Below are 15134 nucleotides of genomic sequence, written 5' to 3' on the forward strand. Positions count from 1 at the left end.
AATTCGACACTCTTACCTTACCAAACGAAGCGGTGTTTTTCTATGTCGTCAAGCATTCGATCTAATCGATCACAAACTCATGCTGCACTTGCCATTAACCCGATTTTGGCTCTGCGAAAGTTGAGTTTAAAGAATATGGCCATGATTAACATTATAAAAAAATTATAACATTTCATATCGAATGAGTTGCCGTGCTTGTTCGTTGGAAATCTTTTCTTTGCAGCTTATCATCCGCTTCCTGGCGCGCAGAGAAACTTTTTGGATCGGATCCACTGGATCTCAAGTTACAAAAAAGCCCAACCTAAAGATTGGACTCTGTTTGGCTTATGGAGCCAAAGGGGATGTTGAATTCCTGAATTTAACGCCGTGCACCTCGCTACTGCTCAAGCGCTCGCGGACTGAACCCCTGACCTCATCGCTGCCAGTAATGCGCTCTCCCGCCATTGTTGGTTTCACTACCAATTAGCCGCTACATTAAACGATTTTGCGTTGAAAAGCCCTCATTGCGAAAACATACGCTACAACTAATATCCCCAAGCACCATGCGAGCGCAGCCCAGATATCATTCCCTACAGGCTGGCCTGCGAGCAATGCACGGATAGCTTCCACAATCGGAGTCACCGGCTGGTTTTCGGCAAAGACGCGTACGACCGTTGGCATCGACTCGGTCGGCACGAACGCCGAGCTAATAAAAGGAAGGAAGATCAACGGATAGGAAAACGCGCTAGCGCCTTCCACCGTTGCTGCAGACAGTCCGGCAAGCGCCGCGATCCAGGTCAGGGCCAACGTGAACAGAACGAGTATACCGGAGGCGGCAAGCCAAGACACTACCCCCGCAGACGAACGGAAGCCCATGAGGAGCGCTACGAGAATGATGACGACAATCGAAATGGCGTTAGATACCACTGAAGTCAGCACATGCCCCCACAACACGGTGGAACGCGAAATCGGCATGGAGTGGAAGCGCTCTATGATGCCTCGTTGCTTATCCATGAACAGGCGGTAAGCCGTATATGCTGTCCCGCTTGCGATGGCCATCAGCAGGATGCCAGGCAACAGGTAGTTCACATAATTATCCGTGCCGGTCTGAATTGCACCGCCGAATACATAGACGAACAGCAGCATCATCGCAATCGGTGTGATGCAAACCGTAAGAATGGTATCCATACTGCGGAATATATGCCGCATGGAACGGCCTAGCATAACGCCCATATCACTGAAAAAGTAGTTTTTAGTTGACTCCATTTACTTCTCCCCCTTTTTGCCGACGATGGTGAGAAAAATCTCTTCTAATGTCGGCTGTTTTTCCACATACTTCACCTCAGCGGGCGGGAACAGCCTTTTCAGCTCCTCAAGCGTACCGCCCGCAATAATTCTGCCCTCGTGCAAAATCGCAATTCGGTCGGCAAGCTGCTCGGCCTCCTCCAAATACTGCGTAGTGAGAAAAATCGTTGTGCCTCCGTTCGCAAGCTCCTTGACAATCTTCCAAACCTCGATGCGCGCCTCGGGATCAAGCCCCGTCGTCGGCTCGTCAAGGAAAATAATCGGCGGATTGCCAACAAGACTCAAAGCGATGTCGAGCCTTCGGCGCATGCCGCCAGAATAGGTCGATGGCTTGCGGTCAGCGGCGTCTGTCAGTCCGAAGCGCTCAAGCATGCTATCCGCCACCTGACGCGGATCTTTGAGGTGCCGAAGCTTCGCAATCATGATAAGATTCTCTCTCCCAGTCAAAATCTCATCCACGGCTGCAAACTGGCCGGTCAGGCTGATCGACTGCCGTACTTGGTCGGGCTTAGACGCAACGTCGAATCCGTTAACGACAGCGGTGCCTCCGTCCTGTTTCAGCAGCGTGGTCATAATTTTAACCATTGTTGTCTTGCCCGCGCCGTTGGAGCCGAGCAGGGCGAAAATTTCGCCTCGCTTCACATCCAAATCGACGCCCTTTAGGACTTCCGTATTCTTGAACGACTTTCGCAAACCTTTCACTTCAATGGCTTTTTCCATCCCGATCCCCCATTTACTTTGTTTTACCCTTATCTTTGTTCATGGCTTTGTTAACCTTTTGGCGGGCAGATTCTTGATAGATGTCAGCGTAAGTTTTGGAATCTTTGATAAGATCGTCGCAGAAAGCCGCTACGTCATTGCCTGTCACTTCGAGCACGCCTTTCCCCGAGGCCGCGCCTTCTTCAAACAGATCGACAATCCCCGAGAGCAAACCCGTCCCGTCGGTTAACTCGACAGGGCCGACCTTAAAGAGATATTTTTGAATTTCTTTATACACAATCCGATAATCTTGCGGAAGCGCTTTGACACGCGCTACATGCGCGCGCCACTCTTTTTTACCTTTGATGATATCTTGTATACTCATTTTAGTATCCTCCTATTTACCTAATTTTTTGGCGATATTATTGTTGAGCTGCTCGCGCCATTTGTCGCGGTAAGACTTTGCACCTTCTGCGCCAACCAGTGCTGAACAAAAGCCTTTGATATCGTCACCCAGAACCTCTTGGACCCTTTGGCCGTCCGCCGCCGTTTCTTCGAGCAGGCCAAGCACGCCGTCAAGAATCGGCATGAGGTTGCGGCCGGTGAAATCGGAGTGCGGCCAAAGATGGGCATTCATTTTTTCCCATGCCGCTTGATAATCGGCCGGCAGCTTTTTGGCTCGTGCTTCAAAAGCTTTCATTTCTTTCGTCATGTCGCTTCCTGTGATCTTTTCCCAAAGGTTCATCGTTCCTTCTCCTTTAACTCATTTATTTTGGATGATACGTACTCCCACTTTTCCCAGAACCGCCGTAACTCCTCACGTCCCGCTTCGTTGAGCATGAAGAACTTTCTTGGCGGCCCCATATCGGAGGGCTTCTTGGTGGTCTCTACAAGCTTATTTTTTTCAAGACGGATTAGAATGGTGTACACCGTTCCCTCCACAACATCTTCGAAACCGAGGGCGTTCAGCTGCCGCGTGATTTCGTAACCGTAGGTTTCTTTGCGGCTGATAATTTCAAGGACGCAGCCCTCAAGCACGCCTTTGAGCATTTCCGTTAAATTTTCCAACATCTTCACTCCCGCTATTCTGTATGACCAGTATCCAGTATCACTTACTACAACTATATAGTATTACGAAGTAGTTGGATTGTCAACAGCTTTTTTCTACCTCTTGGAAAAATCTTTTACTTGCAGTAGTCAAGCTCAGAAAGAAGCTTTCCTATTATTGTATCGTTATGTCCTCCATCTATCCCTGTATAAATAATAAGAAAAGCGTGGACGTGCACTGTCGATCGTTGTTGGCGGCCAGACCGTGGCCATGATTATAGGAGTTCCGTTCGGGTCATGGCTTGCGCTTGCATTCAACTGGCAGATGCCGTTTTGGATTGTGGCCATTGTCGCATTTTTGGCTGCCCTACTCATCCGTTTGCTTTTTCCTCTTGTCCCTTCATCCGGCGTTGTTTCACTGCAAGACAGATTGGCGTTTATGAAACGACCGGAAATCATACTCGCTTTGTTTACGACACTGGCATGGGGAATCGGAATTTTTTCCGTGTATACGTATATTGCGGAAATTTTCATCGGACTTGGAGCAGCAGAAAAAACAATCAGTCTTATCCTACTTATAGCAGGTATTGCAAATTTTATCGGCGCCAGTCTTGGGGGCTTTTCGGTCGACCGTATTGGCTCACCTCGAACGATTGCAATCTCCCTTCCCTTACTGATTGTAGCCTTAATAGCTTTTTCGATCTTAGGTTCATTCCCTTATTTCGATGGTGTTGTAGCAGCCGGTATTGCTTCTGCGGTACTACTTTGGGGAGTCAGTACCCTGCTCAACAGCATCGACTTATGGATCTGTCAGGTAAAGCCGCAGGGATTTCGCTCTCGCTCCATGCCTCGTTCCTCTATTTGGGAAGCGCGTTAGGATCGATATTAGGCGGGTTAGTGATCCAAAACGGCTCCGTCACGTACATTGGCTATTTCGGAGGCGGTTCAGTCCTTATCGGGCTCATCATATTTGGAGCGAGTGTACGAGTTGCATCGAAAAAAGCAGTTGCAGGCTGAGATGAACGAGGATGTCCGAATCTCGGCTAAATGGCTGCCGAGGCTTATTCGACGGAAGACTTTTTGCGCAAGATTCAGACGCCGTATTCGTTCGTTGAAGCTGAATCGAGGATGCAATTCATCACCTGCTCGCTGACGAACCCATTCTGGGTTCTCAACCCCTGGGCTGCCAACCATATACAACAAGAAAACACGCCTCATGGCGTGGTTGTTTGTTGTATATTTGGTGGAGCCGAAGGGGATGTATGAATCCTGATTAAACTTGCTGTCGAAGTCCGATGCAGATCCCAGCGGTAGATTCAGACGCCGTGCTCCTCCGCTTCGCTCCATGCGCGTGCGGGCGAACCCTCCGGGTTCGGATCTCCAGTAACCTGTAACGCAAAAAGCCCGACCTTTAGGTTACCTTTAGGTCGGACTTTTTGCGTTATGGAGCCAAGGGGGATCGAACCCCTGACCTCATCGCTGCCAGCGATGCGCTCTCCCAGCTGAGCTATGGCCCCGCAATTTGCGGACAAGAGTAATGTTATCAGATATAAAAGAAAGCTGTCAATACTCTTGAAACCGCCAGAAAAAGGCTCTGTGCTTACTCTTTCTCAACAAATTGATTGCGGTTGAGCAGTGTGCTCAGTTCCTTCATAAACATGTTAATATCTTTAAACTGTCGATACACCGAAGCGAAGCGAACATATGACACTTCGTCCACAGGATACAGCTGCTCCATGACCAATTCGCCAATTACCCTGCTGTCCACTTCTGCGTGGGCTGTTTGCCGCAGCTGTTGTTCAACCTCGGAAACGATTTGCTCTAATGTATCTACAGGAACCGGACGCTTCTCACAAGCGCGGATCAAGCCCCTCAAAATTTTATCCCGGCTAAATTCTTCACGACTGCCATCCTTCTTAATCACGATAAGCGGTGTTTCCTCCACCATCTCGAAGGTTGTAAATCGCCTTTGACATTGCTCGCATTCTCTACGTCTGCGAATGGACTTATTATCATTAGCCGGTCTGGAATCCAGCACCTTCGTTCCAGAATAATCACAGTATGGACACTTCATGAGTATTTCTCCCCTCCGCCATTGTATTTTTAATGTATAGCTATATATATCAAAGACTTAACGCAACGTACTTGCACGATGTCGATCTACCTGAAAAAATTACCACTAAAAAAAAGTAATGAACTTGACCTTACCGTTACATAATAGGATTACCAACAGCAAGGAGGTGAAACAACATGTCTCGAAACAGAACAAACGCATTAGTCATCCCTCAAGCAAACGCTGCTTTGGATCAATTGAAGTATGAGGTAGCTCAAGAATTGGGGATCGCAGTTCCTCAAGACGGGTACTATGGCAACATGGCGACTCGTGACACTGGTGCTATCGGGGGTCACATCACTCGTCGCCTGGTTCAAATCGCCGAACAACAACTTGCTGGGCAATTCAAATAAGTCATTATAACCGAACCGAACGCAGCTGCTTAAAGCAGCTGTGTTCGGCGTTACATAAGAAATTCAAGTACGTTCTAGATCGTATAACTCTTCATATTTCTTATAATAATACAATATCCTCTGGACATAATGCCTAGTCTCGCCAAAGGGTACTTGAGACAGATTGTCGATCCGACCGTCCCATCGTCCCCCCTCCAACCATTTCAGCACATTGCCCTGGCCTGCATTATAGGCTGCGGCGATCACCGCAATTTGGTCATGCTTGTCCAACGACTCGATGTAATTTTCCAATGTTTTATATAAATAAGATAAATACCATGCTCCCAAATTAATATTAACATCAGCACGAAGCAGCAATTCCTCACTCAATGGATCCAATTGCTGAATCGATACGATCCATTCTGCCGTTTGCGGCATTAATTGCATGAGTCCCAAAGCATTTTTCTTCGAAACCATTTCGGGATTATAGTTGCTTTCCACACGAATAACAGAGGCAATCAGAATCGGATCCACTTTGTACTCTTGCGCGCTAAGCTGAATATCATCCTTATATTTTATCGGGTACATGATTCGTCCGAGCCAAGAAGTATTATAGAAAAGCAGCAGCAGCACCACGATCAACAGCAGGAGAAAGAACCGTTTCTTCAAAAAAAACTTCATGAATGCTTCCCTTTGCGACTCGGCAGTTGCTTACCAATCACGTATTTCTGCCAAAACAAATCGACCTGCTGTTTCGTCTGTTCCATACTTCCACTGTTGTCTATGTACAGATCTGCCTTTTTCTTTTTTTCTTCAATTGGCATTTGGGACTTGATCCGGTTCATGGCGTCCTTTTCAAGGATCCCGTCCCGCTCCATGAGTCGCTTCAACTGAACTTCTTCGGGAACATATACCACTAAAACCGCCTGAAACAATTCTTGAAGCTTTGACTCATACAGAAGCGGAACGTCTACGACAACTAATCGATCTGGAATTTCACGTTCATAAGCGGCCATCTGTTCCTTCATTCGAGCGCGGATCGTTGGATGCAGAATCGCTTCCAAATCCTTGCGGGATTCGTCGTCAGCAAAGACGATCGATCCTAATTGCTTTCGGTTCAAGCTGCCATCCTCCAGCAGCACAGCTTGTCCAAATCGATCCACGATCTGCTTTAGCGCCGGCTCCCCAGGGAGTACGACCTCCCTGGCGATACGGTCCGCGTCGACTAACGCCGCACCCTTTTCAACTAGCATGGAGGACACCGTGCTTTTTCCGCACGCAATACCTCCGGTCAAACCTATATTCATTAGCGTACCCACCCGTTTATTAAAACAATTTAGAAATACCCAGAATAATTAAAATAAGTCCTGGCAGCAGCGACATTCTTTTCATCCATCCCAGCCTTGATGCCCAGCTGCCCACTTTTAGTCCTGTCCATAAAAAGAAACCGCAAGTGATCGCTATCAATAACGAGGTATAGAGTGCCGGCAGACTGATCAATGCTGCCCCAATCCCAGCCCCTACTGCATCCAAAGACAAAGCAACACCCAGCCAAGCCGCTTCCATTGCAGAAATATTGCCGGAACGGTCCAAATCAGCTTCCGACGGCTTTCTTAATATCTCTATGACGAGTCCAAGCTTTTTAATCTCAAAATGCAGCAGCGTGGAAGGTTCACCTCTGCCTTTCTCCTGAACCTTAACCACATCGTGTTCTGCGGGGCTTCTATTTTGCATCCACATCTGTACGATGCTCCAGAGGCCAATCATAATTAATATCGCGGCTCCAATAACCTTCGCGACGTCACCGCTGATGAATCGAAGCATCACACTGCCAAGCTGCATGGAAAAGAATATTAATACCCCGGAACACGCACAAATGATTGCAATCGAAAACAGCGGCGTTCGAATGTTACGCATACCGTAGGTGATCCCTACACTGAAGCCATCAAGACTTACAGCAAAAGCAAGAACAGCTAACGAGATGAATGAGGCCATGGTTCGACTCCCTCCTTACCCCCATCATATGGGCGCGGGAAGAAATCGGTGCTGAATCCTCTTCTTTTGAATCCAGGAACGGGCTGACAAGCTTATTCTGGATCGCATCCTGCAATAACGGTACTCGTTCTATTTCACCTTGCTCTCTCGACGCTTCTTGAGCGGCTGGCATTTGCTGCAAAAGTGGGTTCCTCTGCCTCCAACGACCGACTTCGCAATAGGTTGTCCGCAACGCAAGCATGGTTCCTGCTTTCGGCCATATACCTTCAGCTGCTGTTGGAACATGCCCATTTCGCCCTGCCCATTGACATACGATTTGATCGAGGATCCACCTTGGTCAACAGCTTCCTTCAATGTCTGAACGATGGCGGCATGCAGCCGTTTTAATTCCTTAGAAGATAAGCTGTCTGCTTCTCTTTCTGGATGAATACCCGCCTCGAACAGCGCTTCATCTACATATATATTCCCTAAACCAACGACATATACTTGATTGAGCAGCAAAGGCTTAATCTTGCTTTTCTTGCCATTTAATGCGCTGCGAAAAGCTTCAAAAGTAAAGCCCTCGTCCAAAGGTTCGATGCCCAGCTTGTTGAGTGGAGGAGCATTCCACTCCTCCCCTTTCTTGAACAGGTGCATCGTCCCAAACTGACGGACGTCTTTGTAACGGAGCTCTGTTCCGTCCGTGAAATGAAAAATAACGTGTGTATGCGGCTCTACTGGTTCAGATGAGCTGTAAACGCCATAGCGTCCTTCCATTCTTAAATGGGACACCATCACGAGATCGTCCATAACAAATCTTAAAAATTTTCCTCTTCGTTCAACGAGATGAATCGTCTGTCCTTCAAGCAGTATACTAAACTCTTGAGGCTCCTCCGGACGTTGGATAATTCGGGCCAAATGAACCGAAACCCGCTCGATCCTTTTCCCGATCACTAACTGATTAAGCGTTCGCTTAACCGTCTCCACTTCCGGCAATTCTGGCATTTGTTCTCACTCCCCATCATTATAACCCATTTCCGCTCTATTGTACCGCCATAATCAGGCGAAACTCCGTTTCTTTTGCTGCTTCCGAAGTCTTCACCATATCTTTTACTTCGCTTCGTACCAGTCTTTTCCACTGCTGACCTCGACCTTCAGCGGCACAGCCAATTCCAGTGCATTTTCCATCGTTTCGCGAACCATTCTCTCCATCAGATCCATCTCGTTCGGAGGTACTTCAAGCACTAATTCGTCATGTACCTGCAGCAGCATGCGGCTTTGCACCTTCTCCTTCTGCATCCGGTTATACAACTGTACCATGGCGAGCTTGATTACATCGGCCGCTGTTCCTTGTATCGGCGTATTCATTGCCGTTCTCTCCGCGAAAGAACGTTGGTTAAAATTCGATGCATTAATTTCCGGTAAATATCTTCTACGGTGAAGCAGAGTCGAGACATAGCCATCCTTTTTGGCCTGCTTCACGATGTCGTCCATGAACGCTCTTACGCCTTGAAATACCGCAAAATATTGCTCAATAAATGCAGCAGCTTCTTTTCTGGTAATGTTCAAATTTTGTGAGAGTCCATAATCACTTATGCCGTAGACTATTCCAAAATTGACGGCTTTTGCCCTTCGACGCATTTCCGAGTCAACCTGCTCTGCCGAGACGCCGAACACATCCATCGCGGTCTTTGTATGAATGTCCCGATCCTCACGAAACGCTTCAATCAGCTTCTCATCTTTGGAGATATGGGCTAAGATACGGAGCTCAATTTGTGAATAATCAGCCGCTAAAATACGCCATCCCTCTTCAGAAGGCTTAAATACTTTCCGAATTTTTCGTCCTTCTTCCAGACGGATCGGAATGTTCTGCAAATTCGGAAATTGACTGCTCAAACGGCCTGTTGCCGCGATGGTTTGCCGATAGTAGGTATGGATTTTTCCAGTGTCTGTATGAACCTCTTTCAGCAGCCCTTCCACGTAGGTCGATTGAAGCTTGCTGATCGTTCTATAATATAAAATATGGCTAATGATCTCATGGTACGGCTCCAGCTTCTCCAGCACTTCCGCATCGGTGGAATAACCCGTCTTAGTTTTCTTAATCACAGGCAGACCTAATTTATCGAACAAAATTTCACCCAGCTGCTTTGGTGAATTCAAATTAAACTCAGTGCCAGCCAATTCATAAATATGTGAAATGACTTCATCCAGCTTCTTTTGAAGCTCCTCCCCAAAATCCTTTAATTCCTGAACATCGACTTTCACTCCCCTCAATTCCATCGACGCCAGTACGGAGGATAAAGGAAGCTCCAAGTCATAGAACAGCTCATCCATCTGAAGCTCATTCAAATGCTTTTGCATCACAGGCTGCAGTCGATGAACAGCTAAAGCCTTACGGCACAAATGCTCACTCAGCACCTCGATTTCAGGAACCTTGAACTTGGCACCTTTTCCAAAAACATGCTCATCGCTCTGGATAGCCGGTACTCCGTATTGGTCTGTCATGCCGCTCAAAGTTTGGTCATTTTTTGTCGGATCGAGCAGATATCCAGCAAGCAGTACATCGAATCGAATCCCCCTCAGTTCTATCCCTTGCCAATGCAGCGCAAGCTGTGCTTTGTGCGCATCGTAAATCACTTTTTCCTTTGCCTCATCTTCCAGCCACTTCACGAGAGGCTGCGCCGCTTCCTGTTTCAACGTATCGATGGAAATGAAGTAGCAGGCATCTTCACCCGCCAAGCCAATTCCTAAAATTGCGCCCTGATGCGGATTTTCGCCGGTTACCTCCACATGAATAGATTGGATCCGCGGCAAAATTTCGCCGAGCTGTCCAAGCTGACCCGGTCCGATGGTGATTAAAGAAACCTCTTCTTCCTTAATCTCTCCCCGTGCAGTAGAGAGGTTCATTTTTTCCAGTAAAGACTTAAATTCCAGCCTCGTGAACATCTCTGCCAATGAAGCCGCCTCGTATCCTTCATATTTCAAAGACTCCCAGCCAAAATCGAGAGGGACTTCCCGGAATATCGTAGCCAGTTCCTTGCTCATCCTGGCGGATTCTGCATGCTCTTTTACTTTCTCTTTCATTTTGCCTTTCAAGTCGTCCGCGTGGGCTAGCACTTCCTCAACCGTACCATACTCATGAAGCAGCTTTAGGCCTGTCTTTTCACCGACGCCGGGGATACCCGGGATATTATCTGAGGAGTCTCCCATCAAGCCTTTTAGATCAACGATCTGCTGAGGTGTCAGGCCATATTTCTCCTTAATCGCCTCAGGGTCATACTTTTCCATTTCGCTGATCCCCTTGCGGGTAAGTGCAATCGTCACATGCTGCGACGCAAGCTGAAGCATATCCTTGTCTCCTGTGACGACGAGAACCGGAAACTGCTGCTCATCCGCCATCTTCGTAATCGTTCCGACGATATCATCTGCTTCATAGCCTTCCAGCTCAAACTGCTGAATCGCGAATGCTTCGAGGAGCTGCTTGATCATCGGAAATTGTTCCGAAAGCTCCGGAGGTGTTTTTGCTCTGCCGCCTTTATATTCCTTGTAATCTTTATGTCTAAAGGTCACCTTTCCCGCATCAAAAGCTACTAGAAAATGTGTCGGTTTTTCCTCTTCAATCAGCTTCATCAGCATCGTAGTAAAGCCGTACACCGCATTCGTATGCTGTCCTTGGGCATTGCTTAATAAGGGCAGCGCGTAGAAAGCACGATTCGCAATACTATTTCCGTCAATGACGATTAATTTATTCATCAAAGCACCTCGACTTGTCGCTTCATATTTAATAACATCATAGCATAATGTAGAAGGAACAGGAAAATCCGGGAGGCCTGAATATATGAGTTCAAAGCCGCTGCTTTCTCATAAAAAAATGCTATTTTTCGACGTCGTCGGGACGCTCGTCGATCCTGAAGCCTCGTTTCAGAAAAGCATGGAGGAAACCTTCCACGATTATACGGCACGCTGGGATCCGGATCTGAAGGCGGCATCGCTTCTTAAGCTGTATCAGGATCAAATGCAGCAGTTCATGCTTCAACAGCGCAGAAAAGGCTCAGCACTCCCCATATATCAACTTAGAATGCACTGTCTTCGCGTCGCTCTCCACAAAAGCAAGCTCCCCTTGGACGATTCAGCTAAACAGCATTTTATACAGCAAGTATGGAAGGAACAGAGAAGGTGGTTTACATTGTATCCTGAAGTTCATTCGACATTACAGCGGCTGTCTAAACATTACACCTTAGGGATTATCAGTAACAGCCATCGTTTTACTTTGAAGCAGTTAGGACTGGACAGCTGTATTGACAGCAAGCATGTGTATACCGCTAAAATCGCTGGATCGAAGAAACCGAACAAGCTGATTTTTGAGTATGCCTTGAAATCCGCCGGATTGAACCCGAAACAGACGGTGATGATCGGAGATTCGAAGAAAAATGATGTGCTCGGTGCTCATCGGGCGGGAATGGATGCGATATGGATTCATCGAAATAAAAAGAAAAAAAGAGCCAAACCAGGCGATCGTGAGCACTTCGTCACGATTCACACACTGGATGCTCTAACAAAGAAGCCCTTTATCTAGTAAATAAAATGTGTATATAGAAACCCGGCTCTGGATTATCAGAAACCGGGTTTTTGTTTTCAAGCTGAATAGGTGTTATCGCGTTTTGCTTTGTATGCTGGATAAGCCAGCAAGAGGATACTTGCAGCAAATGCCGCAATCATCAGCCAAAACGGAAGTCTCGGATCCACCTTATACGCCCAGCCTCCGATAATCCCAGATGGCGTAATGACCAGCAGCAGAAGTACAGATAAGATCGAGAAAATTTTAGCGCGCTGATCATCATCAATCGCATTAGCCACCACCGTTTCCAAATACGGGGCACTAATCATCGTGCCAACCGCGGCTAATATCGTACTCACACTAACCCAGAACAATCCTTCAGGCGGTGAAACAATAAGCAGCACATTCGAAGCCAGTGCCAGGAGGAACCCCCATCCCATCGCACGGTTCGTATATTTCTCTGGAATCCGCGGCATGAGCAGCCATAAGGTCAAGAGCATAATTACCGATGAAATGGCTGGAAACATAGAAATCATACCATTATCCAGCTTTAAATAATCCGCCATATAGAGAGACAAATATGTACCCTTCAAGGTCAGCTGAAAGTTGAATAAAATATAGACGCCAAAAATCAAAAGCAATCCAGGATTTGTCAAGGTCATCCGAATCGCCAAAGAATAATCCTTCAAGCTTTTTTTCAGCCCCAGCTCGCGGGTTTCACGCATTTTGCGATAGCCGATCTCGGTTTCCTCCGTCATCAGATGGCGCCCGATAAACTGGGTCGTCATCAATACGAAAGCGAGCACATACATGATCCGCATACCGGGTACAAGTCCATAATGATATACGATGAGACCGCCCAGTGGCGCGAACAATCCGCCAACGACCCCAATAATTTGCAGCAGCGTAAATACATAAGTCCGATCCTTCGCTTCGGTCCCCTCTACGAGCAAACAGTAAAACGCAGTATGCGGAACACGCTGGAACCCATTAACGAATGCAGCCAATACAAAGAACCAAAAGTTCTGAGACACCGCCCAGAGCAGCGTTCCGACACTCCAACTAAAAATGTCCGAAATGAGCAGAGCCGGTTTTCTCCCCATGCGATCCGTTAAATAACCGCTAATGAAAGAAGCGAACACCTGAACGGCCAAACCGATAGAGGTGACCCAGCCAATCTGCGTCTCATTCAGTCCCAAATCATACATGTAAACGGTCGCATACGTCGCGAACATACTATAAGGTATAAGAAATAGGGGTTCAAATAAAAGACAGCCTCTGCTGTTCCCCTTTAGCCGCCCAAACCATTGTCGCGCCATCTAATTTCCCTCCGGGTATACGATCGATAATCTTAAACGGAATATTAATCATGGATAACAAAATAAACCCGCCAAAGTGAAGTGAATCTCCGAGGTTCATAACAAAACATTTGGCGAGTTTATAGCAAATCCATTTGTACCATTCTTAGTGGAATGGAATTAATTATAAATAAAAACGGACTCCGTAAAGTCCGGTTCTTTTGATTCGTTTATGTATGGAGCGGGTGATGGGAATCGAACCCACGCTACCAGCTTGGAAGGCTGGAGTTCTACCATTGAACTACACCCGCATATGAGATGATATGGTCGGGACGACACGATTTGAACATGCGACCCCCTGGTCCCAAACCAGGTGCTCTACCAAGCTGAGCTACGTCCCGATCTAAATATAAGAATGGCGTGCCCTGAGAGATTCGAACTCCCGACCTTTTGATTCGTAGTCAAACGCTCTATCCAGCTGAGCTAAGGGCACAAAGTATGAATGCCGAGAACCGGACTTGAACCGGTACGATAGTCACCTATCGCAGGATTTTAAGTCCTGTGCGTCTGCCAATTCCGCCACACGCGCATTGTAACACTGGTGAGCCATGAAGGACTCGAACCTTCGACACCCTGATTAAAAGTCAGGTGCTCTACCGACTGAGCTAATGGCTCATGAAATAATAAATGGTGGGGGATGATGGATTCGAACCACCGAACTCGTAGAGAACAGATTTACAGTCTGCCGCGTTTGGCCACTTCGCTAATCCCCCAAGTACAAAGAATATTCTGTTCACAATGGATGTTTCTCATCCAATAAATAGATGGCGGAGCTGACGGGATTCGAACCCGCGGTCTCCTGCGTGACAGGCAGGCATGTTAGGCCTCTACACCACAGCTCCATATTGCGGGGGCAGGATTTGAACCTACGACCTTCGGGTTATGAGCCCGACGAGCTACCGGACTGCTCCACCCCGCGTCAATATCTGATATGGTGGACGCTGACGGGATNAAAACATAAGCTCCCAACCGGATTTGAACCGGTGACCTCTTCCTTACCATGGAAGCACTCTACCTGCTGAGCTATGGGAGCAAATGGCTCCCCGAACAGGACTCGAACCTGTGACAACTCGGTTAACAGCCGAGTGCTCTACCAACTGAGCTATCAGGGAATGGTGGAGCCAAGGGGGATCGAACCCCTGACCTCATCGCTGCCAGCGATGCGCTCTCCCAGCTGAGCTATGGCCCCAATTATAGCGGCGGAGGGGATCGAACCCCCGACCTCACGGGTATGAACCGTACGCTCTAGCCAGCTGAGCTACGCCGCCATAAATATAACATACGGAGAGAGAGGGATTCGAACCCTCGCGGCTGTGACACCCTAACGCTTTAGCAAAGCGCCCCCTTCGGCCTCTTGGGTATCTCTCCTAATTTTCTGCAACAAATCTATTCTATCTTATCATGTAATTTTGATCAATATGATAATTTTTTACTGAATAGATAATGGGCCTTAGTGGACTCGAACCACCGACCTCACCCTTATCAGGGGTGCGCTCTAACCAACTGAGCTAAAGGCCCCAGCATTTTTCTGGGTTCCCCCGATGTGAGCAATTGAACAATTCATTCTTTTGCTCCTTCAAAACTGAATGCGAAAGTGTAAGGTTGCTTGTTGATCAACATGTTGTCGATCTTTTGATTCCTTATGGAATCTTTGTATGGGCCCCGAAAAGTACCTGATTAAACTACAAAGTCTAACAATCACTTTTTAGGGTCATATTAAGGTGTATCTTTTGATTTCTCTGAACTATTGTCACATCAAATGTGTTTCG

The 15134-nt window shown here is 47.4% G+C and carries 14 protein-coding genes, 14 tRNA genes and 1 pseudogene; 3 read left to right on the forward strand and 26 right to left on the reverse strand.

The window, feature by feature from the left end:
- Window positions 1-474: 474 nt before the first annotated feature.
- The 5 genes from ACFPXP_RS00865 to ACFPXP_RS00885 are packed head-to-tail and all read right to left on the reverse strand — an operon-like array spanning window position 475 to window position 3054.
- Entirely contained in the window at window positions 475-1245 is a 771-nt protein-coding gene (locus ACFPXP_RS00865; RefSeq protein ID WP_379891527.1) for an ABC transporter permease, read from the reverse strand.
- Window positions 1246-2004, reverse strand: a complete 759-nt coding sequence (locus tag ACFPXP_RS00870) for an ABC transporter ATP-binding protein (protein ID WP_379891529.1) — start codon at window positions 2002-2004, stop codon at window positions 1246-1248. It abuts the gene before it with no gap.
- A 13-nt stretch (window positions 2005-2017) separates the two neighbouring features.
- Entirely contained in the window at window positions 2018-2368 is a 351-nt protein-coding gene (locus tag ACFPXP_RS00875; protein ID WP_379891531.1) for a DUF1048 domain-containing protein, read from the reverse strand.
- A 12-nt stretch (window positions 2369-2380) separates the two neighbouring features.
- The gene (locus tag ACFPXP_RS00880) at window positions 2381-2728 is read right to left on the reverse strand and encodes a DUF1048 domain-containing protein (RefSeq protein ID WP_379891533.1); all 348 of its coding nucleotides are present in this window, start codon (window positions 2726-2728) and stop codon (window positions 2381-2383) included.
- The gene (locus tag ACFPXP_RS00885; RefSeq protein WP_379891535.1) at window positions 2725-3054 is read right to left on the reverse strand and encodes a PadR family transcriptional regulator; all 330 of its coding nucleotides are present in this window, start codon (window positions 3052-3054) and stop codon (window positions 2725-2727) included. Before ACFPXP_RS00885 ends, ACFPXP_RS00880 begins: the two co-directional genes overlap by 4 nt.
- A gap of 208 nt (window positions 3055-3262) precedes the next feature.
- Here ACFPXP_RS00885 and ACFPXP_RS00890 point away from each other — a divergent pair.
- A pseudogene (locus ACFPXP_RS00890) lies at window positions 3263-3907 on the forward strand (MFS transporter); the annotation flags it as partial.
- Between the two features lie 567 nt (window positions 3908-4474).
- Here the strand turns inward: ACFPXP_RS00890 and ACFPXP_RS00895 are convergent.
- Together ACFPXP_RS00895 and nrdR are read right to left on the reverse strand one after the other, a co-directional pair.
- Window positions 4475-4547, reverse strand: a tRNA-Ala gene (locus ACFPXP_RS00895).
- 83 nt (window positions 4548-4630) lie between these two features.
- The gene (gene nrdR / locus ACFPXP_RS00900) at window positions 4631-5104 is read right to left on the reverse strand and encodes a transcriptional regulator NrdR (RefSeq protein WP_379891537.1); all 474 of its coding nucleotides are present in this window, start codon (window positions 5102-5104) and stop codon (window positions 4631-4633) included.
- Window positions 5105-5280: 176 nt separating this feature from the next.
- Here nrdR and ACFPXP_RS00905 point away from each other — a divergent pair, with 176 nt between their 5' ends.
- Complete coding sequence (locus tag ACFPXP_RS00905) at window positions 5281-5496, forward strand: small, acid-soluble spore protein, alpha/beta type (protein ID WP_379891539.1); 216 nt, start codon at window positions 5281-5283, stop codon at window positions 5494-5496.
- 63 nt (window positions 5497-5559) lie between these two features.
- Here the strand turns inward: ACFPXP_RS00905 and ACFPXP_RS00910 are convergent, their stop codons facing one another.
- From ACFPXP_RS00910 to polA, 5 genes are all read right to left on the reverse strand, one after another.
- Window positions 5560-6156 carry a lytic transglycosylase domain-containing protein gene (locus ACFPXP_RS00910; protein WP_379891541.1) on the reverse strand — a complete coding sequence of 199 codons (597 nt, stop codon included), beginning with the start codon at window positions 6154-6156 and terminating at the stop codon, window positions 5560-5562.
- A complete protein-coding gene (gene coaE, locus ACFPXP_RS00915) occupies window positions 6153-6782 on the reverse strand; it encodes a dephospho-CoA kinase (RefSeq protein ID WP_379891543.1) in 630 nt (209 codons plus the stop codon). Before coaE ends, ACFPXP_RS00910 begins: the two co-directional genes overlap by 4 nt.
- A gap of 19 nt (window positions 6783-6801) precedes the next feature.
- A complete protein-coding gene (gene ytaF, locus ACFPXP_RS00920; RefSeq protein WP_379891545.1) occupies window positions 6802-7470 on the reverse strand; it encodes a sporulation membrane protein YtaF in 669 nt (222 codons plus the stop codon).
- Between the two features lie 129 nt (window positions 7471-7599).
- Window positions 7600-8454, reverse strand: a complete 855-nt coding sequence (mutM, locus tag ACFPXP_RS00925; RefSeq protein ID WP_379891547.1) for a DNA-formamidopyrimidine glycosylase — start codon at window positions 8452-8454, stop codon at window positions 7600-7602.
- A 105-nt stretch (window positions 8455-8559) separates the two neighbouring features.
- On the reverse strand, window positions 8560-11202 hold the full coding sequence (gene polA, locus ACFPXP_RS00930; RefSeq protein ID WP_379891549.1) for a DNA polymerase I: 2643 nt from the start codon (window positions 11200-11202) through the stop codon (window positions 8560-8562).
- A gap of 85 nt (window positions 11203-11287) precedes the next feature.
- Here polA and ACFPXP_RS00935 point away from each other — a divergent pair, with 85 nt between their 5' ends.
- Complete coding sequence (locus ACFPXP_RS00935) at window positions 11288-12025, forward strand: HAD family hydrolase (RefSeq protein WP_379891551.1); 738 nt, start codon at window positions 11288-11290, stop codon at window positions 12023-12025.
- A 59-nt stretch (window positions 12026-12084) separates the two neighbouring features.
- On the opposite strand, the gene ACFPXP_RS00940 is transcribed toward ACFPXP_RS00935, so the two are convergent.
- From ACFPXP_RS00940 to ACFPXP_RS01005, 14 genes are all read right to left on the reverse strand, one after another.
- Window positions 12085-13326 carry an MFS transporter gene (locus tag ACFPXP_RS00940; RefSeq protein WP_379891553.1) on the reverse strand — a complete coding sequence of 414 codons (1242 nt, stop codon included), beginning with the start codon at window positions 13324-13326 and terminating at the stop codon, window positions 12085-12087.
- A 216-nt stretch (window positions 13327-13542) separates the two neighbouring features.
- Window positions 13543-13616: transfer RNA gene (locus tag ACFPXP_RS00945), tRNA-Gly, on the reverse strand.
- A gap of 13 nt (window positions 13617-13629) precedes the next feature.
- Window positions 13630-13706, reverse strand: a tRNA-Pro gene (locus tag ACFPXP_RS00950).
- A gap of 15 nt (window positions 13707-13721) precedes the next feature.
- Window positions 13722-13798, reverse strand: a tRNA-Arg gene (locus ACFPXP_RS00955).
- A 106-nt stretch (window positions 13799-13904) separates the two neighbouring features.
- Window positions 13905-13980 (reverse strand) — tRNA-Lys (locus tag ACFPXP_RS00960).
- 13 nt (window positions 13981-13993) lie between these two features.
- Window positions 13994-14078 (reverse strand) — tRNA-Tyr (locus tag ACFPXP_RS00965).
- Window positions 14079-14130: 52 nt separating this feature from the next.
- Window positions 14131-14207 (reverse strand) — tRNA-Asp (locus tag ACFPXP_RS00970).
- 3 nt (window positions 14208-14210) lie between these two features.
- Window positions 14211-14284 (reverse strand) — tRNA-Met (locus tag ACFPXP_RS00975).
- Between the two features lie 41 nt (window positions 14285-14325).
- A tRNA-Thr gene (locus ACFPXP_RS00980) sits at window positions 14326-14398 on the reverse strand.
- A gap of 3 nt (window positions 14399-14401) precedes the next feature.
- A tRNA-Asn gene (locus ACFPXP_RS00985) sits at window positions 14402-14477 on the reverse strand.
- A 1-nt stretch (window position 14478) separates the two neighbouring features.
- Window positions 14479-14554 (reverse strand) — tRNA-Ala (locus ACFPXP_RS00990).
- 5 nt (window positions 14555-14559) lie between these two features.
- A tRNA-Met gene (locus ACFPXP_RS00995) sits at window positions 14560-14633 on the reverse strand.
- Window positions 14634-14647: 14 nt separating this feature from the next.
- A tRNA-Ser gene (locus ACFPXP_RS01000) sits at window positions 14648-14733 on the reverse strand.
- A 76-nt stretch (window positions 14734-14809) separates the two neighbouring features.
- Window positions 14810-14883: transfer RNA gene (locus ACFPXP_RS01005), tRNA-Ile, on the reverse strand.
- Window positions 14884-15134: the final 251 nt, after the last annotated feature.

The organism is Marinicrinis lubricantis, assembly GCF_042658665.1.
Classification (GTDB): Bacteria; Bacillota; Bacilli; order Paenibacillales; family KCTC-33676; genus Marinicrinis; species Marinicrinis lubricantis.